The sequence below is a fragment of the Myceligenerans crystallogenes genome (assembly GCF_039529775.1).
Classification (GTDB): Bacteria; Actinomycetota; Actinomycetes; order Actinomycetales; family Cellulomonadaceae; genus Myceligenerans; species Myceligenerans crystallogenes.
Window position 1 is genome coordinate 956,239 of sequence record NZ_BAAANL010000001.1, and the last position, 21,642, is coordinate 977,880.

The 21,642-nt window shown below is 73.9% G+C and carries 14 protein-coding genes and 1 pseudogene; 12 read left to right on the plus strand and 3 right to left on the minus strand.

Annotation, left to right across the window (positions count from 1 at the left end; genetic code table 11):
- The first annotated feature begins 13 nt into the window (after positions 1-13).
- From ABD208_RS03905 to ABD208_RS03915, 3 genes are all read left to right on the plus strand, one after another.
- Entirely contained in the window at positions 14-6,337 is a 6,324-nt protein-coding gene (locus ABD208_RS03905; protein ID WP_344099685.1) for a type I polyketide synthase, read from the plus strand.
- A complete protein-coding gene (locus ABD208_RS03910) occupies positions 6,337-7,098 on the plus strand; it encodes a thioesterase II family protein (RefSeq protein WP_344099687.1) in 762 nt (253 codons plus the stop codon). Before ABD208_RS03905 ends, ABD208_RS03910 begins: the two co-directional genes overlap by 1 nt.
- Positions 7,099-7,235: 137 nt before the next feature.
- Entirely contained in the window at positions 7,236-8,084 is an 849-nt protein-coding gene (locus ABD208_RS03915) for a metallophosphoesterase family protein (RefSeq protein ID WP_344099689.1), read from the plus strand.
- 102 nt (positions 8,085-8,186) lie between these two features.
- Here ABD208_RS03915 and ABD208_RS03920 read toward each other — a convergent pair whose 3' ends face one another.
- The 3 genes from ABD208_RS03920 to ABD208_RS03930 all read right to left on the minus strand — a co-directional run bounded on the left by ABD208_RS03920 (position 8,187) and on the right by ABD208_RS03930 (position 13,886).
- A complete protein-coding gene (locus ABD208_RS03920) occupies positions 8,187-10,850 on the minus strand; it encodes a hypothetical protein (protein ID WP_344099692.1) in 2,664 nt (887 codons plus the stop codon).
- Between the two features lie 196 nt (positions 10,851-11,046).
- Positions 11,047-12,270: a pyridoxal phosphate-dependent aminotransferase gene (locus ABD208_RS03925; RefSeq protein WP_344099694.1), complete on the minus strand. Its 1,224-nt coding sequence runs from the start codon at positions 12,268-12,270 to the stop codon at positions 11,047-11,049.
- A gap of 341 nt (positions 12,271-12,611) precedes the next feature.
- Positions 12,612-13,886, minus strand: coding sequence for an ATP-binding protein (locus ABD208_RS03930; protein ID WP_344099696.1), 1,275 nt, complete (start codon positions 13,884-13,886; stop codon positions 12,612-12,614).
- 270 nt (positions 13,887-14,156) lie between these two features.
- On the opposite strand from ABD208_RS03930, the pseudogene ABD208_RS03935 reads away from it, so the two are divergent.
- From ABD208_RS03935 to ftsE, 9 genes and pseudogenes are all read left to right on the plus strand, one after another.
- Positions 14,157-15,401 (plus strand): annotated as a pseudogene (locus ABD208_RS03935) (TadA family conjugal transfer-associated ATPase); the annotation flags it as partial.
- Positions 15,402-15,667: 266 nt separating this feature from the next.
- Entirely contained in the window at positions 15,668-16,522 is an 855-nt protein-coding gene (locus ABD208_RS03940) for a type II secretion system F family protein (protein ID WP_344099698.1), read from the plus strand.
- Complete coding sequence (locus tag ABD208_RS03945; protein ID WP_344099700.1) at positions 16,519-17,514, plus strand: type II secretion system F family protein; 996 nt, start codon at positions 16,519-16,521, stop codon at positions 17,512-17,514. The genes ABD208_RS03940 and ABD208_RS03945 overlap by 4 nt, the downstream gene beginning before the upstream one ends.
- A 169-nt stretch (positions 17,515-17,683) precedes the next feature.
- Positions 17,684-17,875, plus strand: coding sequence for a hypothetical protein (locus ABD208_RS03950; protein ID WP_344099702.1), 192 nt, complete (start codon positions 17,684-17,686; stop codon positions 17,873-17,875).
- Positions 17,872-18,249 (plus strand): TadE/TadG family type IV pilus assembly protein, encoded by a 378-nt coding sequence (locus ABD208_RS03955; protein WP_344099703.1) that lies wholly within the window; start codon positions 17,872-17,874, stop codon positions 18,247-18,249. The genes ABD208_RS03950 and ABD208_RS03955 overlap by 4 nt, the downstream gene beginning before the upstream one ends.
- 224 nt (positions 18,250-18,473) lie before the next feature.
- Positions 18,474-18,878, plus strand: a complete 405-nt coding sequence (locus tag ABD208_RS03960; protein WP_344099704.1) for a pilus assembly protein — start codon at positions 18,474-18,476, stop codon at positions 18,876-18,878.
- On the plus strand, positions 18,875-19,507 hold the full coding sequence (locus tag ABD208_RS03965) for a hypothetical protein (RefSeq protein WP_344099706.1): 633 nt from the start codon (positions 18,875-18,877) through the stop codon (positions 19,505-19,507). The genes ABD208_RS03960 and ABD208_RS03965 overlap by 4 nt, the downstream gene beginning before the upstream one ends.
- Before the next feature lie 43 nt (positions 19,508-19,550).
- A complete protein-coding gene (prfB, locus tag ABD208_RS03970) occupies positions 19,551-20,666 on the plus strand; it encodes a peptide chain release factor 2 (protein ID WP_344099708.1) in 1,116 nt (371 codons plus the stop codon).
- Between the two features lie 238 nt (positions 20,667-20,904).
- Positions 20,905-21,642: a cell division ATP-binding protein FtsE gene (gene ftsE, locus ABD208_RS03975; protein ID WP_344099710.1), complete on the plus strand. Its 738-nt coding sequence runs from the start codon at positions 20,905-20,907 to the stop codon at positions 21,640-21,642.

The window sequence follows — 21,642 nt, forward strand, 5'->3', positions numbered from 1 at the left end:
AGAGAGGCACACCATGTCCGTTGAGCCCACCCAGACGAACGAGCAGAAACTCGTCGACTACCTCAAGTGGGTGACGGCCGACCTGAAGAAGACCCGCGAACGGCTGGCGGAGGTGGAGTCGGGCGCGCAGGAACCGGTCGCGATCGTCGGCATGGCCTGCCGGTTCCCCGGCGGGGTGGCCTCGGCCGACGACCTGTGGCGGCTCGCCGAGGAAGGCCGCGACGGCGTCACGCCGTGGCCGGACGACCGCGGCTGGGACGTGGACGCGCTCTACGACCCCGAGCCCGGCAAGCCCGGCCGCTCGTACACCAAGGACGGCGGCTTCCTCGCCGACGCCACGGTGTTCGACGCCGACTTCTTCGGCATCTCCCCGCGCGAGGCCCTCGCGATGGACCCCCAGCAGCGGATCCTGCTGGAGACCGCCTGGGAGACCTTCGAGCACGCCGGCATCGACCCCACCACCCTCCGCGGCGAGGCCGTGGGCGTGTTCACGGGCGTGGTGGAGCAGAGCTACCTCGGCCTCGACGGGCCCCAGGAGCTCGAGGGCTACTTCATGACCGGGCGGCTCAGCAGCGTCGCGTCCGGCCGCATCTCGTACTCCCTCGGGTTCGAGGGACCCGCGGTCAGCGTGGACACCGCGTGCTCGTCGTCGCTGGTCGCGCTGCACCTGGCGGCGCAGTCGGTGCGCTCGGGGGAGTCGAGCCTCGCGCTCGCCGGCGGCTGTACGGTGTCGGGTCACCCCGGCGGCTTCGTCGACTTCTCCCGGCAGCGCGGCCTGGCGCCCGACGGCCGCTGCAAGTCGTTCGCGGCTGCCGCGGACGGCACCGGCTGGTCCGAGGGCGCGGGCCTGCTGCTGGTCGAGAAGCTGTCCGACGCCCGCCGGAACGGGCACCGCGTCCTGGCCGTGCTGCGCGGTTCGGCGGTCAACCAGGACGGCGCGTCCAACGGCCTCACCGCCCCGAACGGCCCCTCCCAGGAGCGGGTCATCCGGCAGGCCCTGGCGTCCGCCCGGCTGGCCCCGGCCGACGTGGACGCCGTCGAGGCGCACGGCACCGGCACCCGCCTCGGCGACCCGATCGAGGCCCACGCGCTGCTGGCCACCTACGGCCAGGACCGGGAGCGGCCGCTCTGGCTCGGCTCGCTGAAGTCCAACATCGGCCACACCGTGGCCGCCGCCGGCGCGGGCGGCGTGATCAAGATGATCCAGGCCATCCGGCACGGCTTCCTGCCGCCGACCCTGCACGTGGACGAGCCCACCCCGTTCGTGGACTGGTCCGCGGGCAACGTCGAGCTGCTGACCGAGGGCCGGCCCTGGCCCGAGACCGGCCGCCCGCGGCGGGCCGCGGTCTCGGCCTTCGGCGTGAGCGGCACCAACGCGCACGTCATCCTCGAGCAGGCCGAGCCGGAGGAGCCCGCCGCCGAGCCGGACCAGTTCCTGCCCGCCGTGCCGCTCGTGCTGTCGGCACGGACCACCGAGGCGCTGACCGCGCAGGCGCGGCGGCTGGCCGACGTCGTCGACGACGGCGCCGCGCCGCTCGACGTCGCCTACACCCTGGCCACGGCCCGCGCCGTCCTGCCCGTCCGGGCCGCGGTCTCCGGCCGCGACCGCGCCGAGCTCGCCGCCGCGCTGCGCGCCGTCGCCGACGGCGAACGGGCCACCGGCCGCACGGCGTTCCTGTTCGCGGGCCAGGGCAGCCAGCGTCTCGGCATGGGCCGCGAGCTGTACGAGGTGTTCCCGGCCTACGCGGCCGCCTTCGACGCCGCCTGCGCGGAGCTGGCCCTCGAGCTGCCGCTCAAGGACGTCGTGCTCGGGTCCGACCCGGACCTCCTGGACCGCACCGGTTACGCCCAGCCCGCGCTGTTCGCCGTCGAGGTCGCGCTGTTCCGGCTGCTGGAGTCCTGGGGCGTCCGGCCCGACCTGCTGGCCGGGCACTCCGTGGGCGAGCTCGCCGCCGCGCACGTCGCGGGGATGCTCACCCTCCCGGACGCGGCCCGCCTGGTGTCCGCCCGCGCCCGGCTCATGCAGGCGCTGCCCGCCGGGGGCGAGATGTTCGCGGTCGAGGCCCCCGAGGCCGACGTGGAGGCCGTCCTGGAGGGGGCCGCCGTCGTCGCCGCCGTCAACACGCGGACCTCCGTCGTCGTCTCCGGCCCGGCCGACGACGTCCGCGCGACCGTCGCGCTGCTCGCCGCCCGCGGCGTGCGCACCAAGCAGCTGTCCGTCAGCCATGCGTTCCACTCGCCGTTGATGGACGGGATGCTGGCGGAGTTCCGCCGGACGGCGGAGAGCCTGACCTTCACGGCGCCGTCGATCCCGATCGTCTCCACCCTGACCGGCGCCTCCGGCGCCGACCTGACCGACCCGGAGTACTGGGTGCGGCAGGTCCGCCAGGCCGTCCGGTTCGCCGACGCCGTCGGCGTGCTCGTCCAGGAGGGTGCGACGACGCTCGTCGAGCTCGGTCCCGGCGCCGTGCTCTCCGGGCTGGCCGGCGCGATGCTGCCGGACCTGCCGGGCGCGGACACCGCGGCCGTCCCGCTGCTGCGCCGCGATGCCTCCGAGGTGGACGCGTTGGTCGCCGCGCTCGGCACGCTGCACACCCGCGGGGCCGGCGTCGACTGGGCCGCGTTCTTCGCCGGCTCCGGCGCCCGCCGCGTCGACCTGCCGTCGTACGCGTTCCAGCGGCGGCGCTACTGGCTCAGCTCGACGAGCGGCGAGGCCCAGGGCGGCGGGCACGCCCTGCTCGGCCCCGCCGTCCCCGTCGCGGACATCGGCCGGATCCTGTTCACCGGACGCGTGCCCCGCACGGTGCCGTGGGCGGCGTCGGGCGAGATCCCCGCGGCCGTCCTGGCCGAGCTCGTGCTGCACGCCGCCGCCGAGACCGGCTGCACGGCCGTGGACGAGCTGCACGCCCTGCTCCCGCTGACGCAGCCCGCGCACGGCGCGCTCCAGCTCCAGGTCGACGTGGCCGGCCCGGACGACGACGGCCGCCGCGACGTCACCGTCGGCGCCCGGCCCGAGGGCTCCGACGCGCCCTGGACGCCCGTCGCGCGCTCCCGGATCAGCCCCAGCGCCCCCGTCCCGGCCGGCATGCTCGACGACGGGCCGGAGACCGCCCCCGCCGACCTCGACCCCGAGGGCTTCGGCGTGCACCCGGCCCTGCTGGCGCAGGCGCTCGGCGACCGGGCCCCCGTGCGGTGGAGCGGCCTGCGCCTGCACGCGACCGGCGCGACCGCCCTGCGCGTCCGGCTGACGCCGGTCGGCGGGGCGCCTGTCGCCGGGGCGCCTGTCGGCGGCGCGAACGACGGCGGCGCGAACGACGACGGCGCGGGTGACGCCGGAGTCGCCGCCGAGGGCGCCGGTGACAGCACCGGCACCGTCTACCGCCTGCTCGCCGCCGACCTGTCCGGCCAGCCGGTCCTCACCGCCGACGAGGTGGAGCTGCGCGAGGTCCGCGCGGCCGTCCCGGTTCCCCGGGACGCGCTCTTCGACCTGGCGTGGACGCCGCTGACGCTCCCGTGGTCCGGGACCGTCCCGTCGTCGGGCACGGCCTCGCCGTCCGGCACGGCCTCGCCGTCCGGCACCGACCCGGAACTCGCGGGCACCGACCCGGGACTCGCGCAGATCGGCCCGGACCTCCCGTCCCCGTCCGCCGTGGCGGCGGCCGGGATCGGCGGCCCGGTCCTGCTCCGGCTCACGGACGACGGCGCCGCGGGTGACGCCGCAGCCCTCGGGGACCGCCTCGACCGCATGCTCGCCTTCCTCCAGGAATGGCTCACCGACCCGCGCCTCGAGGAGGTGCCGCTGGTCGTCGCGACGCGCGGCGCCGTCCTGGACGTCACCGACCCGGTCGCGACCGCCGTCTGGGGTCTGGTCCGCTCCGCGCAGGCCGAGGCCCCCGGCCGGATCGTGCTCGCCGACCTCGACGACGCCCCGGCCTCGGCCGCGCTGCTGCCGCGGCTGGCCGGGCTGGGCGAGGCCCAGCTCGCGGTGCGCGCCGGACGGGTGCTGTGCCCGGGCCTGACCCCCGTCACCCCGGGCACCACCGCACCCCGCTGGCGCCCGGACGGCACCGTGCTCGTCACCGGCGGCACCGGCACCCTCGGCGGGCTGTTCGCCCGGCACCTGGCCGCCGAGCACGGCGTGCGGAACCTGCTCCTGGTCAGCCGCAGCGGCCCCGCCGCCGCGAACGCCGCGGCGCTCGTCGCCGACCTCGCGGCCCTCGGCGCCACCGCCACCGTCGCGGCCTGCGACGTCGCCGACCGCGACGCGCTCGCCGCGCTCCTCGACGCCCAGCCCGCGCCGGTCACCGGCGTCGTGCACACCGCGGGCGTCCTGGACGACGGCGTCGTCACCGAGCTCACCCCGGCCCGCCTCGCCGCCGTGCTGCGGCCCAAGGCGCTCGCGGCCCGGAACCTGCACGATCTCACCCGGGACCTCGACCTCGACGCGTTCGTGCTGTTCTCCTCGATCGCGGGCGTCGTGGGCGGCGCCGGCCAGGGCAACTACGCCGCGGCCAACGCCTACCTCGACGGGCTCGCCGCCCACCGCGCCGCGGCCGGGCTGCCCGCCACCTCGCTGGCCTGGGGCCTGTGGGAACAGGACTCCGGGATGGGCGCCGGCCTCACCGAGGCCGACCGGGCCCGGATCGCCCGCGCCGGGTTCCGCCCGGTCGAGGTCGCCACCGGTCCCGCCCTGCTGGACCACGCCCTCGCGCTCGGCCGGCCCGCCGTCGTCGTCACCCCGCTCGACCTCGACGCGCTCCGGTCCCGGCCGGAGCAGGCCCCGGCGATCCTGGCCGGGCTCGCCCGGCACACCGGCCGCCGCAAGGCGCAGAACAACGCCCACCGCACCGTCGCCCTCGGCGACACGCTCGCGGGCCTGGACGAGGCTGCCCAGCTCCGGCTCGTCCTGGACGCGATCCGCGCCGAGACCGCGGCGGTCCTCGGCCACGGCGACCCGCAGGCCGTGCCCGCGGACCGGGCCTTCCTCGACCAGGGCCTCGACTCGCTCACGTCGGTCGAGCTGCGCAACCGCCTGGCCGCCGCGGCCGGGCTGCGGCTCGCGGGCCCGGTCGTGTTCGACCACCCGACGCCGGAACGGCTCGCCGCCCACCTGCACGCCGAGCTGACCCGGCGGCCGGGCGACGCGGCGGCCGCGAGCACGGACTTCGCCGCCGAGACCCAGCTGCCCGAGGACATCGTGCCCGCCGGCCCGGTCCATCTCACCAGCGACCCGCGCGAACTGCTCCTGACCGGCGCGACCGGCTTCCTCGGCGGCTTCCTGCTGCGCGACCTGCTCCGCACGACGCAGGCCCGCGTGCACTGCCTGATCCGGGCCGACGACGAGGAGCGCGCGGACGCCCGGCTCCGCGACAGCCTGGAGTGGTACGGGCTCGCGGACGAGATCGACTTCGGCCGCCTCGTCCTGCACACCGCCGACCTGTCCCGGCCGGGCCTCGGCCTGGAACCCGCGGTCCTCGACGCGCTCGCCCGGGACGTCGACGCCGTCTACCACGCGGGCGCCACCGTCCACTGGCTGCACCCGTACGAGGCGCTGCGCGGCCCCAACGTCGGCGGCACGATCGAGATCCTCCGGCTCGCCGCCCGGCACCGCACCGTCCCGGTGCACCACGTCTCGACCACCGGCGTCTTCGCCGGCGCCCTGGCCGACGGCACCCCCCTGCGCCCCGAGGACCCGACCGGCCCGCCCGAGGCGCTGGCCAGCGGCTACCTCCAGACCAAGTGGGTCGGCGAGCAGCTCGTGGCCGCCGCCCGCACCCGGGGGCTGCCCGTGTCGGTGTACCGGGTCGACGTGATCTCCGGCGACCAGCGCACCGGCGCCTGCCAGACCAAGGACTTCGTCTGGCTCAGCCTCAAGGGCATGCTCCAGGCCGGCGCCTCCCCGGCCGGGCTGGGCGGCGTCGTGCACATGCTCCCCGTCGACCACGTCAGCGCCGCGATCACGGCGCTCGCCGCCGGCCCCGGGACGCCCGGCGGCACGTACCACCTCTACAACCAGCACGGGCTGCCGTTCACCGAGCTCGTCGCCCGTGCGCGGGACGCGGGCCACACGTTCGCCGAGCTGCCCTGGGACGAGTGGGAGCGGCGGGTCCGGCAGGACCCGGCGAACGCGCTCCTGCCGCTGCTCGACGCGTTCCAGATGATGAGCGAGAACGGCGCCGCGTTCTACCCGGCCATGGAGACCGCGGCGACCGAGGCCGCCGTCGTCGCGGCGGGCGGGCCGGCCCAGCCGGAGATGACCGCGGACCTCGTGTCCCGGTACCTCGCGTTCTTCACCCAGGTCGGGTTCTACCCGGCCGCCACCGAGAAGGGACAGTGATGGACGGCTTGTGGTTCCGCCGGTTCACCCCCGAGGCCCAGGGCAGGCCGCGCCTGATCTGCTTCCCGCACGCCGGGGGAGCGGCCAGCGCCTACAGCACGCTCGCGCGTGCGCTCGGCCCGCACGTGGAGGTGCTGTCGGTCCAGTACCCCGGGAGGCAGGACCGCAGGAACGAACCGCTCGTGCCCGACGTCGCCGAGCTGGCCACGAGCATCGCGGGCGTGCTTCCTGAGGGGCCGTACGCGTTCTTCGGGCACAGCATGGGCGCCGTGGTCGCGTACGAGGTGGCGCGGCGGCTCGCCGATGCGGGGGGCGCGGGCGGCGGAGTGGCCGGCGCCGGGCCGGTGCGGCTGTTCGCGTCGGGACGGGCGGCGCCGTCGGTCCCGAACAGCCGGTTCGTGCACAAGCTGGACGACGCCGGGCTGCTCGGTGACGTCCGCTACCTGCGGGGCACCGGTGCGGACGTCCTGGACGACCCCGACGTACTGGCGATGGTCCTGCCCCCGTTGCGCGCCGACTACACGGCCATCGAGACGTACGAATGGACCCCCGGCCCGCCGCTGGACGTCCCGGTCACGGTCCTGATCGGCGACGACGACCCCTTGGTCGACGCCACCCAGGCGCGGGCCTGGGACCAGCACACCACGGCCGGCACCACCCTCCGCCCGTACCCGGGCGGCCACTTCTACCTGGACGACCAGGCCCCCCGGCTGGCCAAAGACATCCTGACCGACCTGCAAACGACAACGAGGTTCGGCTGACGACCACGAGCTTTCCGGGCATCGGCCGAGAGCCCTCGACGGAAAGCTCGTGGTCCCGGAGCAAACCTCGTGACCAACCCGGGTGAAGCCTCCCGGAGTGGTCCTGGGGAGGCGCTGTGAACCGTACGATTTCGGTCATGGGAAACGAGCATGCGTCTGCTTCGCTCTTCGCGGTCAGTGACCTGCACGTCGCGTACGAGGAGAACCGCCGCGTCGTCGACGCGATCGTGCCGGAGTCCGACGACGACTGGCTGATCGTGGCCGGCGACGTGGGCGAGCGGTTCGACGACATCGGGGCGACGCTGGGCCTGCTGCGCGGCCGGTTCCGCCGCGTGGTGTGGGCGCCGGGCAACCACGAGCTGTGGACGCACCCGGGCGATCCGGTCCAGCTCCGGGGCGTGGCGCGCTACGAGGCCCTGGTCGGCCTGTGCCGCGAGCTCGGCGTGGACACGCCCGAGGACGAGTACCCGGTGTGGCAGGGGCCGGACGGGCCCGTCGTCGTCGCGCCCCTGTTCGTGCTCTACGACTACTCCTTCCGGGCGCCGGGCGCGACCACGAAGGAGGAGTCGCTGAAGCTCGCCTACGACGCGGGCGTGGTCTGCACGGACGAGTCGCTGCTGCACCCCGACCCGTACCCGGACCGGGAGTCCTGGTGCGCGGCGCGCGTCGCGGAGACCGAGAAGCGGCTGTCCGAGATCGACCCGGCCCTCCCGACCGTGCTGGTCAGCCACTGGCCGCTGGTGCGGCAGCCGACCGACGTGCTGTGGCACCCCGAGTTCGCCCAGTGGTGCGGCACGGTACGCACCGCGGACTGGCACACCCGCTTCCGCGCGGCCGCGTCCGTCTACGGCCACCTGCACATCCCCCGCTCGACGACGTACGACGACGTCCCCTTCGAGGAGGTCTCGCTGGGCTACCCCCGCGAGTGGAAACGGCGCACGGAGACCCCGGCCCCGGTCCGCCGCATCCTGGGCGGGCCGGCCTGATCGGCGCGAGGTCCCGAGCGCCCGGATCTCGCGGTCGATGACTTGCTGATGGTGTGCACCGGCGGGAGGGAACCCCCCGCCGGTGCACGGCGTCGTCCGGGATCAGACGGCCTTCTCGAGGTGGATGCAACTGTTGCTGGCGCGTTCGTCGATGACCCGGTCGACCCGTGTGGTGACGGCATCGGTGAAGGCGGTCAGGCGGGCGCCGGTGAAGGGGGAGACCCCGACGTCGATGACGGAGCGGACGGCCGGGTCACCGCAGTGCCGGCTGACATTGGTGCAGCCCTGGTTGTTGATCTCGGTGAGCATGGCGTCCCTGATCGTGGCCGCGTTCGTCGTGATCTGCTCGCGGGTCATGCCCTGGGTCCGGGCGGCGAACACGTTGATGACGGCGTCACCGGGTGCGGCGTAGATGCCGAGTTGCGTGGTGATGTTCGCGGCGATCGGGCGGGCGGGGGAGACGAGGTTGTTGAACATGGCGCGGACCTGGTCCTCGGGCCCGCGGGCTGTGCTGGAGATGGTGACGGTCGTCTGCCCGGCGATGCGCAGGCTGTCCTTGACGGCGTCGAGCATCCCCGCGGAGACGGCGGCGCGGTCGGCGTTCGGGCCGTAACCGATCGAGACGTCCTGGACCGCTCCGATGTCGTCCGGGCCGGCCGCGGCGACGAGGTGCGTGGTTCCGGCGGGGTCGGCGGTCAATGCGGTCCCGGGGATGTGGAAGGGGCCGTACTCGCCCTCGGCGGTGTCGGCGGCCACGTCGTGGGTGTGGAGGGTGGCGCCGGTGCGGGCACCGTAGGTGGGTCCGGTCGCGAACCGGACGGTGACGGGCGTGGCCTCGGTCGTCGGGCCGCCTTCGACGCGGTAGCGCAGGTCCAGGCCGCCACGGGTGGTGTTCCAGGTCAGGGTCGGCACGACGCGTCCCCCGCGCTCCTCGACGACGTCGACCACGACCGCGGAGTCGAGCGCGCCGTCGGCGACGTTCGCGACGGCGACGTCGACCTGGACGACGTCGCCGGCCTTGTCGGTGTCGATCGTCAGGTCGCGCCACCGGGTGGAGCCGCTCGCGTCGAACGCGGGCAGGCCCATCGCGTTCATCGAGTTCGCCTCCAGGCCGAGGCCGCCGTTCCCGGCGCTGCGGATCGCGACCCGGTAGTAGTCGTTGTACCGGCTGCCGAAGTAGCCGCCGGGCACCTCAGAGGTGATGAAACGGTAGCGGACCTTGACCGCTGTGACGCCCGGGTCGGTCTGGAACGTCCGCGATGCGTTCTGCTCGCCCTCGCTGACGGTCGCCAGCGCGAGGTCCGTGTTCGTCGTCGTGGAGCCTGAGGTCGCGGACGCGATCCCGGCGGCCTCCTCGGTGGCGTCGAGTTCCAGGGCCGTGTTCCTGGCGGCACGTTCCTCCGGCGTCTGACCGGCCGGTGCAGGGGTCTGCTCGCTCGTCGGCCCGACGACGTCCTGGGCCGCGGACGGCGGGCCGGCATCCTCGGTGTGGTCAACCGTGTATGCGGTCCCGGTGCCGGTGAAACTCCAGCCGTCCAGGCCGAGGGAGAAGTCGTTGTTGTCGATCGGGGACGGGTCGCCGATCGGTGCCATACGAACGGTCAGGCGGCTGCCCGCCAGGCCGCCCGAGCCGCCGGTGAGGTTGTCCGGGGTCGTCGCGGTGACCACGAACGTCCGGTTGGGCAGGTCGGGGAACGTCAGCGTCGTTCCGGTCCACGACTGGTTCGCGCCGATGGAGTGGTTGTCGGCGAACGCCAGGCGCACGTCAGCGGTACCGGTGAACGGCAGTCCGTCCTCGCTCACGAGGTTCACCTCCACCGACGAGGACCCGGCCCAGATCACGGCCTCGTGGTAAAGGTGCCGGTCAGCGCTGTCGTAGCCCTCGTACCGGATCACGTTCCGGCCGGCGGTCAGTGCCGAGGCCACCGCCACCTCGGTCTCGGAGACCAGGAAGCGGGCCGCCGGGACGGGGCTGTCGTTGATCCAGACCCGGTGGTCGACGGCGTCCGGGGCGAACGTCGTTCCGGTCAGCGTCCAGCGCAGGGTCGCTCCCGTCGGGTTCGGCCGGGACTCGCTGACGCCCGAGAGCAGCAGCGCACCATCGGGCAGCGGGACGTCCTCCTCCGGCGCGGGCGAGGCGACCGCCGCCCCGTGGTTGGCCTGAACGAGTTCCAGGTCGTGCCCGGTCACGTGACCGTTCGCGTCGATGTCGGTACCCTCGCTGTACCCGGCCTCGCCCGGCAGCGCGCCCTGCGAGCCGACCACGGCCTGCACGTCGGCGTCGTCGACGACACCGCTGCCGTCCACGTCGCCGGCCAGGTCCACGTTCGCCACGTACGACCCGGTCGTCTTGCGATCGGACCCCACGCGCAGGTCGTAGGAGGACCCCGGCTCCACGCGCACGACGGTGTAGCTGTCCGACGTCCCGTACGCGTTGGCCCGGGACATGATCTGCTCCACGGCCCCGGTCTCCGACAGCACCTGGACCTTGCCGACCTCCAGCCCGTCGTCACCGTGGGCCCGCACCGCCAGCAGGACGCCACCACCTGCGGCAGCGGTGACGCGCTCGGAGGACACCTCCAGGACCTGGACGTCCACGCCGTTCGGCTCGGTGATCGCGCCTGCGAAGGACCACGTCGAACCCGGCTCCCCGGGTGGGAGCTCGTCGGCGGCCGCGGGTGCCGTCAGGGACAGGGCCAGGACGGCGAACCCGGCGACGACGGCGTGCTGCCGCCTGCCGCCGGGACGAGTGGATAGGTAGCGCACAGTGCCTCCATGGATCTTGAGGGATCAGGACGACTTGCTCACCTTGCGGCCGAATGACCAGGCCATAGGTGAATCTAGTGCGGAACATGACTTAAGAGATATACCGGCATGGGTGAACCCGAGGGTGATTTCAGTGCCTTGGCGTCGCCGCGTGAACCCCGGCTCCGGTGCCCCGGATCGTGCGCGGACGGCCTGATCAGCGCCGGGCGCGGAGGCCGGACAGGCGCCGCATGCCTTCCTCCAGGGTGGCGCGCTCCTTGACGAAGGTGAAGCGGACCCAGCTGCGCAGGGACTCCCAGGTGGGGGAGCCGGGCGTGCAGAACGCGGAGACGGGGACCGCGACGACGCCCGCGAGTTCCGGGAGGCGGCGGCACAGGTCGACGCCGTCGTCGAACCCGAGGCTCGAGGCGTCGGCGGTGACGAAGTAGGTGCCGGCGGGGACCGCGACGTCGAACCCGGCCGCGGTCAGGCCGTCGCAGACCAGGTCGCGGCGCCCGGCGAGCGAGGCGGCCAGGGCCCGCGGGACGTCGTCGTCCCCCAGAACGCCCGCGATGGCGGGCTGGAACGGCGCGCCCGACGTGAACGTGAGGAACTGCTTCACCGTGCGCACCGCCGTGATGAGGTCCGCCGGGCCGCACACCCAGCCGATCTTCCAGCCGGTGAAGGAGAACGTCTTGCCCGACGACGACACGGTGAGCGTGCGCTCCCGCATGCCGGGAAGCGTGGCGATCGGGAGGTGGGCGACGTCGTCGAACACGAGGTGCTCGTAGACCTCGTCGGTGACGACGATCGCGTCGCGCTCGCGCGCGACGGCGGCGATCGCCTCCAGCTCGGCGCGGGTCAGGACGGCGCCGGTGGGGTTGTGCGGCGTGTTGAGGATGATCATGCGCGTGCGGGGCGAGGCCGCGGCGCGCAGGGCGGCGACGTCGAGGCGGAACGCGCCGTCGCGCGGGACCAAGGGCGCGGTGACCTGCGTGGCGCCGGCGAGGGCGACGCACGCGGCGTGCACGTCGTAGAAGGGCTCCAGGGTGATGACCTCGTCGCCGGGGGAGACCAGCGCGAGGATCGAGGCGGCGATGCCCTCGGTGGCGCCGGTGGAGACGAGCACCTCGGTGGCCGGGTCGAGGGTCATGCCGTAGCGGCGCTGCTGGTGGGCGGCGACGGCCTCGCGGAGCTCGGGGATGCCGTCGCCGGGGGCGTACTGGTTGCGGCCCGCGCGGATCGCCGCGACGGCGGCCTCCTTGACGGAGTCCGGGCCGTCGACGTCGGGGAACCCCTGGCCGAGGTTGATCGCGCCGGTGCGGACGGCGAGGGCGGACATCTCGGCGAAGATCGTGGCGGCGACGGTGCCGTCGGGTGCGGTGAGGCCGACGGAGCGCGCCACGGACTGCCAGGGACCGGAGGGGCCGACGAGGGTCATGGGGCGACAGTAACCGGTGTCGACGAGGTGTCCGCGGAGTGTCGCGGCGGGGTTGTCCACCGGGTGTCCCCTGACTTTCCACAGGCCGCCGGTCGTCGCGCCGGCCCCACAACCCTCCTTACCTCGGTATATGTGGAAAACCCTGTGGATCTGTGGATAACTCAGGCCGGGCCCTGGCATGTCGTCCACAGGGCGCGGAAATCTCGGCCCTCGGGGCGGGCGAGCGTGCACAAAAGTTATCCACAGGCATCTCGAGCGCAGTGAGCGGATCCCTCCGGACGGGCCCGGGTGCTCAACCCACGGGCACTCGGGTGCCGGCGCGAGGCGCGTTCGGCCGGGTTTCAGGGACCGAGCAGTTCCGCCGGTACGACGGCTATTCCGTCGTCGCGTCGGTATGCGGCGGGGCCGGTCGTGATGAGAACGGCGTCGAGCAGGTCGTCGCCCAGCTTGTCCTGGAGCCACCTCAGGTGTTGGACGTCATCCCCGTCGGGGATCGCCGTGAGCTTCACCTCGATGGCCACGATCTTGCCGTCGCCGCGTTCGACGATGAGGTCGACCTCGTGCTCGCCGCGCTTGGTACGCAGGTGGCTGACGCGTGCTCCATGGGCTTCCGCGTAGACCTGGACGGACAGCGTGACCAGGCTCTCGAAGAGCGCGCCGATCAGCGAGCCGTTGCGTGGGAGCGGGACGGTGCCGGGATGCGCGCGTTCCAGGAGCGCATCACTGCTGACGTTCAGAAGTCGTGCCGCCAGTGCGGGATCACACATCTGGTGCTTCGGCGAGGCACCGAGTGCAGTCATGATGCTGCCGATGCCCGTCCACGCCGGGACCTCTTCGACAAGCCACATGCGTTCCAGGATCTCGCGATAGGCGACCGTCGTGGTGCGCGCCGGCTTGTCGGCGTCTCCGGGTGTCGCGGCCTCGAGTATCGAGTTGTACGAGGTGGTCGTCGATGTCGCGGCCGCGTATGCCCGCAACCAGGCACGTAGTGTTCCGGGACGGCGTACGACGTGACCGAGCTCCGCGAAGTCGCGGTCCACCACAGCCGCCAGATAGCCGTCAAGAGCGTCCTTCCGGAACCGCTCCGGTAGGCGTCGTATCCCTGGAAAGCCTGAGGAGGTGATCTCCCGCGCGTATTCCTCAAGGCCCACCGAGGAGCCGCCCGATAGTGCCGGGCGCCCTCCTGCGAGCAGCGTGCCCAGCGACACGGTGGGCTCGCCGAGCGCCCGCTCCGCGAGTGACATCGGACGCATGCGCATCTGGACGATACGGCCCGCGCCGGAGTGCATAGGCTTCTTCGTCGGGGCTGCCGAGCCGGTCAGCAAGAAGTCTCCGGCGTCCGCGCCGCGGTCGACAGCGCGCCGGACCGCATCCCAGACGGGCGGATGCACCTGCCATTCGTCGACAAGGACCGGGCGTTCCGCCTTCGTCAGGCGGCTCGGATCGTTCTGGAGCAGGCTCAGCTCGAACTCGTCGCCCAGGTCCAGGACGGACCGGGCCCGACGCGAGGCGGTCTCGGTCTTCCCTACTGCTTTGGGGCCGACGATCGCCAGTGCGGGGAGTCCTTGGAGAAGGTCGTCCAACTGACGGTCGAGGATCCGAGGGATGTAGTCCACGGTCCTAGGCTACAGATTTGCAGGGTCCTACGCTACCGATTTGCGCCTCCCTACGCTACCGATCTTCGGCTTTCTGGACTACCGATGTGCGTTTTCCACAGGCATTCGGGTCGTGGTGAGCGATCTGGGGCCGGGGTGCCTAGGCTCGTCGCGGCGGTGATCGATCTGGTCGTCGCCACGGGGCACGGCCAGCACATTTGCTCAGGGGGGCGAGTCATGCCGGTTGCGGTGGAACGAGCGGAGAACCCGGCGGAGGGACAGCGCGACGCCATGCGTGCCGCGACCGCGTCGGTCTCACCGGACGAGGGTCGCGTGGCCGCCCTCGAGGCCGAGGTGCGTGAGCTCGTCCGTCGCCGCGGCATCGACCCGGTGGCGGAGCCCGACGTCTTCGGCGACCTGGTTCGTGAGGCCGTGGCGGACTACCAGGATCGCGGCGCACGCGGCGTCGTCGAACCGCTCCAGGATGCGGGACGGGCCGCCCAAGAGGTCCATGCCGCCATCGGCGGCCTCGGTCCTCTGCAGTCGTATCTGGACGATCCCAACGTCGAAGAGATCTGGGTCAATTCGCCGAGCCAGGTGTTCGTGGCGCGTGGTGGGGCCAGCGAGCTGACGACGACGATCCTGACCGCCGAGCAGGTGAGCGACCTCGTCGAGCGGATGCTGAGGTCCACCGGGCGGCGGCTGGATCTGAGCAGCCCGTTCGTGGACGCGTGCCTGCCCGGCGGGGAGCGGCTGCACGCCGTGCTGCCCGGGGTGACGCGTGAGCACCTGAGCGTGAACATCAGGAAGCACGTCGTGCGCGCCTCCGGGCTGGAGGATCTGGTGCGGCTCGGGTCGCTCACGCCGCACGCGGCGGCGTTCCTCGGCGCGGCGGTGCGCGCGGGCCTGAACGTCCTGGTCTCGGGCGCGACGCAGGCCGGGAAGACGACGATGCTAAACGCCCTGGCGGGGTCGATCGCGGCGCACGAGCGGGTCATCGTGTGCGAGGAGGTCTGGGAGCTGCGGCTGCCCGTGCGGGATCAGGTGGCCATGCAGTGCCGCCAGGCCTCGCTGGAGGGGACGGGCGAGATCCCGCTGCGGCGGCTCGTCAAGGAGGCGCTGCGGATGCGCCCCGACCGGATCGTCATCGGGGAGGTGCGCGAGGCGGAGGCGTTCGACCTGCTCATCGCCCTGAACTCCGGGATTCCCGGGATGTGCACCGTGCACGCGAGCTCCGCGCGCGAGGCGGTGACCAAGATGACCACGCTCCCGCTGCTCGCGGGGGAGAACGTGACCGACAGGTTCGTGGTCCCGACGGTCGCGTCCGCGATCGACCTCGTGGTCCAGCTCGGCGTCGAGCGCGGGCGGCGCGTGGTGCGGGAGATCCTGGGCGTCACCGGCCGCGTGGAGGACGGCGTCGTCGAGACGGCGACGATCTTCCGGCGGAACGGCGGCGACCTGCGGCGCGGCGACGGGACGCCGCCGCGGCCGGAGCGGTTCGCCGACGCCGGGATCGACCTGCGCGCGGTGCTGGCCGGGCAGGCCGGCTACCTGGAGGCCGCCGATCCGGGTTCGGTGTGGGGCGGACGGCCGGCTTCGGCCTCCGCGCCCGCACCCGTGTCCGCCTCCGGACTTGCGTCGGCCTCCGGACCCGCGTTCGTCTCGGGACCCGCTTCCGCCCCGGGGCCTGCTGCTGCGGCGGGAACCCGGTCGGGCGCGGGTGCCGGAGCGGACCTGACAGCCCGGGAGCCCGCGTCCGAGTCGCCCTGGACAGCCGCGGCCCGCGGCCGGGTGGGCTCCTGATGGGTGTCGTGGCCGGCCTGCTGCTCGGGGCGGGCGTGTGGTGCCTCTGGTGGTCGTGGTGGGAACGCCCGGCCGGCACGGCTGGTGGTTCACGGGCACGGCGGACCCGCGAGCTGCTGGCGCAGGCCGGACTGCCGCAGTCCTCTCCGAGATCGCTGTACGCCGCGATGGGCGGCGCGGCCCTGGTCACGGGACTGGTCACCCTCGCGCTGACCCGGTCGCCGGTGGTTGCGGCGTGCTTCGGGGTGATCGCGGGCCTGGCGCCCGGCGCCGCGCTGCGTGCCCGCGCCCGGGCGCGGATGCGAGCGCTGCGCACGGTGTGGCCCGACGTCGTCGACCACCTCGCGTCCGGTGTGCGGGCCGGGCTGTCGCTGCCCGAGGCCGTCGCGCAGCTCGCCGAGCGCGGGCCCGTTCCGCTGCGGGAGCCGTTCGCGCAGTTCGCGCAGGACTTCCGGGCGTCCGGGCGGTTCGGCGACTGCCTCACCGCGCTCAAGGACCGGCTCGCCGACCCCGTCGCCGACAGGATCATCGAGGCCCTGCGGATCACGCACGACGTCGGCGGCCGTGACCTGGGCAGGCTGTTGCGCACCCTGTCCGCGTTTCTGCGCGACGATCAGCGCACGCGCGGTGAGCTGGAGGCCCGTCAGAGCTGGACCGTGAACGGGGCCCGCGTGGCCGTCGCCGGGCCGTGGCTCGTGCTCGGGCTCCTGGCGACCCGGCCCGGCGCGGCCGCCGCGTACGACTCCGCTGCCGGGGCGGCGGTGCTCGTCGCCGGAGCGACCTGTTCGCTGGTGGCCTACCGCCTGATGCTGCGGGTCGGCAGGCTTCCCGCCGAGGCCCGGGTGCTGCGGTGACCGGCTGGGCGAACGTGCCGGTGACCGAGTGGGTCAGTGGCTGGGCGCACGGCTGGACCACCGGGTGGGCGGCCTGGGGCGGCGTCGCCGGTCTCGGGATCGGCGTCGGCCTGTGGCTGATCCGGGCGGGCCTGCGCGCCCGCAGCCCCGGCCTGGCCGAGCGGCTCGAACCGTACCTTCGCCCGCGCCCGGCCACCTCGTCCCTGCTGCACGACGACGCCCGCGGGCGTCCCGGACCGTTCGGCCTGCTCGTGGAACTGGTCGGCCTGCCCTCGGTCGCGGAGCGCCTGGAACGCCTCGGCTCGCCGGCCGCGGGTCTGCGCCGCCGCCTGGATCGCGCCGGAACGGGACAGTCCGTGGAGCACTTCCGGGCCCGGCAGCTCACCTGGACCGTGCTCGGGCTCGCGGCCGGGCTCGCGCTGGCGCTGGTCCTCGCGCTGGTGCGGCCCGCGCCCGTCGTGGTGCTCGGCGCCCTCGTCCTGGCGAGCGGCGCGGCCGGGTACGTCGCCTGCGATCAGGCGCTGACCTGGACGATCCGGCGCCGCGAGGAGCGCATGCTCGCCGAGTTCCCCGCGGTCGCCGACCTCCTCGCGCTCGCCGTCGCCGCCGGCGAGGGACCCGCGGCGGCGCTCGACCGCGTCGCCCGCGGGACCACCGGCGAGCTCTCCCGCGAGCTGACCCGGGTGGTCCGGGCCGTCCGGGCCGGCGCGTCCGTGCCCGACGCGCTCACCGCCATGTCCGCCCGGACCGGCTGCGTCCCGCTGAGCCGGTTCGCCGACGCGGTCGTGGTGGCGCTCGAGCGCGGTACCCCGCTGGCGGGCGTCCTGCAGGCACAGGCCCAGGACGTCCGGGAGGCCGGACGCCGCTCCCTCATCGAGTCGGGCGGCCGCCGGGAGATCGCCATGCTCGTCCCGGTCGTCTTCCTGATCCTGCCCGTCACCGTCATGTTCGCCGTGTTCCCGAGTCTCGCGGCCCTGCGAGTGGGGTTCTGACGCGGGGGCCCGGCCGGGAAAGGGGCCCGAGGCGTTCCGGCCGGCCGGAGTTATCCACAGGATCCCCGTTTGTGGCGGGCGGAACAGGTCGGATACCCATAAAGTCGGCTCGGCGGCGCACCGTCCGGGCGCCGGAGGGAATCACCCGGACCAGCTCAGGGGGAGCACGATGGTGAAGAAGAGCGACGTCACGCCCGTCACCCGGGATCGTGCCCGCGATCCCGAGAGAGGCGACGTCCCGGGTTGGGTGCTCGTGACGTTGATGACCGCGGGACTGGTCGTCGCGCTGTGGGCCGTCGCCGGCCCGCTCCTGGAGGGCGCGTTCCGGCAGGCGATCTCGTCCGTCACGGGCCAGGGGTGAACCCGTCCGGCGAACGCGGGTCGGCGGTCGCCGAGGCGCTGGTCGTGACGGCGTTCGTGCTGGCGCTGTTCCTCGGCGTGGTCCAGGTGGCGCTCGCGGCCCACGTCCGGGCCCTGGCGATCGACGCCGCCGCCGAGGGCGCGCGGGTGGCTGCCCGCGCCGACCGCGGCCCGGCCGACGGCGTCGCCCGCACCCGCGAGCTCCTGGCCGGGTCCCTGACCGCCGGCTACGCGCGCCGGGTGACCGCCGCCGAGACCACGCTGAACGGCCTGCCGGTGATCGAGGTCGAGGTCACGACGCCGCTCCCGGTCGTCGGCCTGATCGGCCCGCCGGGCGGCGTCACCGTCCGCGGCCACGCCCTGGAGGAACCGTGACCGGGAGTCCGGCGGGTTGCCGTCGTCGGCCCGCCGCCGGCCGGCCGCCAGCCGGGGACGCCCGGCCCGTCCGGGGTCGCACGCGGCGGGACGAGAGCCTTCGGCTCGTGCGGGGGCGCGGGCCGCGGGACGGGGACGCTCGGCCCGTCCGGGGGCGCGGGCCGCGGGACGGGGACGCTCGGCCCGTCCGGGGGCGCGGGCCGCGGGACGAGGCCGGATCCGCCGTGGTCGAGGCACTGCTCGCGATCCTGCTGCTGGTGCCGCTCGTGTACCTGGTCGCCGTCGTCGGGCGGGTGCAGGCCGGGACGTTCGCGGCCGGGACCGCGGCGCGGGAAGCGGTGCGCGCCGTCGTCACCGCGGACTCCGCCGCCCAGGGCGCGGCCCGTGCCGACGCCGCGGTGGGCCTCGCGCTGCGGGACCAGGGCCTGCCTCGCGCGGCGGCGACCCTCGACCTGGAGTGCGAGCACCAGCCCTGCCTGACCCCGGGCGGCGACATCGCGGCGGTCGTCCAGGTCGCGGTCCCGCTCCCGTTCGTCCCCGGCCCGATCGGCACGGGAGCCCCGCCGTCGATCCGGGTCGAGGCCGCCCACGCCGGGACGGTCGACCGCTTCCGGGCGGTCCGCGGATGAGCGGCACCCTCCGGCGGATCGCTCACCTGGTGTGTCCGCCGCCGGCGTCGCCGCAAGCGCCGTCGTGGGAGCGGTCGCCGAGTCCGCCGTCGCCGTCGGGGCGGCCGCCGCACGTGCCGCCTCCGCGCCAGCAGTCGGCGCCGTCGCCGCACGCGCCGCCGTCGTCGTCGGGCATCAGCGCGAGGCCGGCCGGCGACGACGGCCGGATCCTGCTGCTGACCCTCGCCTTCGTGGCGTTCGCCGTGGCGCTCGTGGGGGTGATCGCCTCGGCGTCGGCCGTGCACCTCGACCGGAAGCGGCTCGCGGACCTGGCCGACCTGCTCGCGGCGGACGCCGCGCAGGCCGTCTCCGAGGAGCGGCTCTACGCCCGGGGGCTGGGCGATCCGCGCGCGGGCACCGGCCTGCTCGCGCTGGACGACGACGCCGTCGCGGCCGCCGTCGACCGTTACCTCGCCGAGCACCCGGCCGCCGCACCGGAAGGGCTCGTCGTGACCGAGGCGGGCTCGCCGGACGGCAGGTCCGCCCGGGTCTCCCTGGCGGCCCCGAGCCGCCCGCCGCTCCTGGAGTGGTTCACCCACGAGACCGCCCCGATCGTGCTGACGGCCACGTCCACGGCCCGGGCCTGGTAAAGCACTCCGCGGCTGTCAGCCGGGCCGGGTAGGCTGGATCCTCGTGGCAACCATCGACTTCCCGTCCGAGATCAAGGCCCTCCGATCGACCCTCGAGTCGATCGAGGCGGTCAGCGACCCCAGCGCGCTGCAGGCCAAGATCACCGAGCTGTCGGATCAGGCCGCCGCACCCGACCTCTGGGACGACCCGGAGAACGGCCAGAAGGTCACGTCCGCGCTGTCGGCCGCGCAGTCGGAACTGGACCGCATGACCAAGCTCGGCGCCCGCATCGACGACGTCGAGACGCTGGTCGAGCTCGGCGAGGAGATGAACGACGCCGACTCGCTCGCCGAGGCCGAGACCGAGCTCGCCGGGATCCGCAAGGACCTGGAGGTGCTGGAGGTCCGCACCCTGCTGAACGGCGAGTACGACGCCCGCGAGGCCGTCGTCACGATCCGCGCGGGCGCGGGCGGCGTCGACGCCGCGGACTTCGCCGAGATGCTGCTGCGCATGTACCTGCGCTGGGCCGAGCGGCACGGCTACCCCACCAAGGTGGGCGACACCTCGTACGCGGAGGAGGCCGGCCTGAAGTCGGCGACGTTCGAGATCAACGCCCCGTACGCGTTCGGCACCATGTCGGTGGAGGCCGGGACGCACCGCCTCGTGCGCATCTCGCCGTTCGACAACCAGGGGCGGCGGCAGACGTCGTTCGCGGCCGTCGAGGTGGTCCCGCTCATCGAGACCACCGACCACATCGACATCCCCGACTCCGAGCTGAAGATCGACGTGTTCCGGTCGTCGGGCCCGGGCGGTCAGTCCGTGAACACCACGGACTCGGCGGTCCGGATGACGCACATCCCCACCGGCGTCGTCGTCTCCATGCAGAACGAGAAGTCCCAGATCCAGAACCGCGCCGCCGCGTACCGCGTGCTGCAGTCGCGCCTGCTGCTGCTGCGTCAGCAGCAGGAGGCCGCGAAGAAGAAGGAGCTCGCCGGCGACATCAAGGCGAGCTGGGGCGACCAGATGCGCTCCTACGTGCTCCAGCCGTACCAGATGGTCAAGGATCTGCGCACCGAGCACGAGCAGGGCAACACCCAGGCGGTGTTCGACGGCGCGATCGACGACTTCATCGAGGCGGGCATCCGCTGGCGGCGCAACCAGGCGATCGCCAATTCCTGAATCCCGGATATTATCCCGATAATTCACCCGAAAATTACCCGCGCCCGGCCCGGCAGGAAACGGGCGCCTGGGCGTGTCCCGCCGTGTGCGACGGCCATATCACGCTTAGCCTCTCAATGAGGGTCATCGCCTGATCCACCATCTGGTGGCATGGCCGAGTGCACCGTCTGGTGTCACTTCGGCAAGGCGATTCCCTCCGGTCCCGGACCGGGGCCGTGCCAGACCCGAGGGAGTCCGCGTGATTCGGTTCGAGAACGTGTCGAAGGTCTACACGCGTGGTGCGCGGCCCGCCCTCCAGGACGTCTCCGTGGACGTGCAGCGCGGCGAGTTCGTGTTCCTGGTCGGAGCCTCCGGCTCCGGCAAGTCGACCTTCCTCTCCCTGATCCTCAGGGAGCACCGCCCGACACGGGGCGACGTCTACGTCGCGGGGCGCGACGTCGGGAGGCTGTCCGGCTGGCGGGTGCCGAAGCTGCGCAGGCAGCTCGGCGTCGTCTTCCAGGACTTCCGCCTGCTGCAGAACAAGACCGTCTACGAGAACGTCGCGTTCGCGCTCAAGGTGATCGGGAAGCCCCGGTCCGTGGTGCGCGCCGCCGTCCCCGAGGTGCTGGAGATGGTGGGCCTGGCGGGCAAGGAGAAGCGCATGCCCACCGAGCTGTCCGGCGGCGAGCAGCAGCGCGCCGCGATCGCGCGCGCCATCGTCAACCGGCCGCAGATCCTGCTCGCCGACGAGCCCACCGGCAACCTCGACCCCACCACCAGCCTCGGCATCATGCGCCTGCTGGAGAGCATCAACAACACGGGCACCACGGTGGTGATGGCCACCCACGACGACGAGATCGTCAACGAGATGCGCCGTCGCGTCGTCGAGCTGTCCGACGGCGTCGTCGTGCGCGACGAGGCCTCGGGTGCCTACGGGGAACGCGAGTCCATCCTTCCCGGGCTCGGCCGCCCGCCCGTGCTCGCCGGGGAGGCCTGA

What these genes read in the sequence shown, in the direction of transcription:
- ABD208_RS03905 (WP_344099685.1), top strand. Translation starts at nt 14, where the DNA reads ATGTCCGTTGAGCCCACCCAGACGAACGAGCAGAAACTCGTCGACTAC.
- ABD208_RS03910 (WP_344099687.1), top strand. Translation starts at nt 6,337, where the DNA reads ATGGACGGCTTGTGGTTCCGCCGGTTCACCCCCGAGGCCCAGGGCAGG.
- ABD208_RS03915 (WP_344099689.1), top strand. Translation starts at nt 7,236, where the DNA reads ATGGGAAACGAGCATGCGTCTGCTTCGCTCTTCGCGGTCAGTGACCTG.
- ABD208_RS03925 (WP_344099694.1), bottom strand. Translation starts at nt 12,270, where the DNA reads ATGACCCTCGTCGGCCCCTCCGGTCCCTGGCAGTCCGTGGCGCGCTCC.
- ABD208_RS03940 (WP_344099698.1), top strand. Translation starts at nt 15,668, where the DNA reads ATGGGTGTCGTGGCCGGCCTGCTGCTCGGGGCGGGCGTGTGGTGCCTC.
- ABD208_RS03950 (WP_344099702.1), top strand. Translation starts at nt 17,684, where the DNA reads ATGGTGAAGAAGAGCGACGTCACGCCCGTCACCCGGGATCGTGCCCGC.
- ABD208_RS03965 (WP_344099706.1), top strand. Translation starts at nt 18,875, where the DNA reads ATGAGCGGCACCCTCCGGCGGATCGCTCACCTGGTGTGTCCGCCGCCG.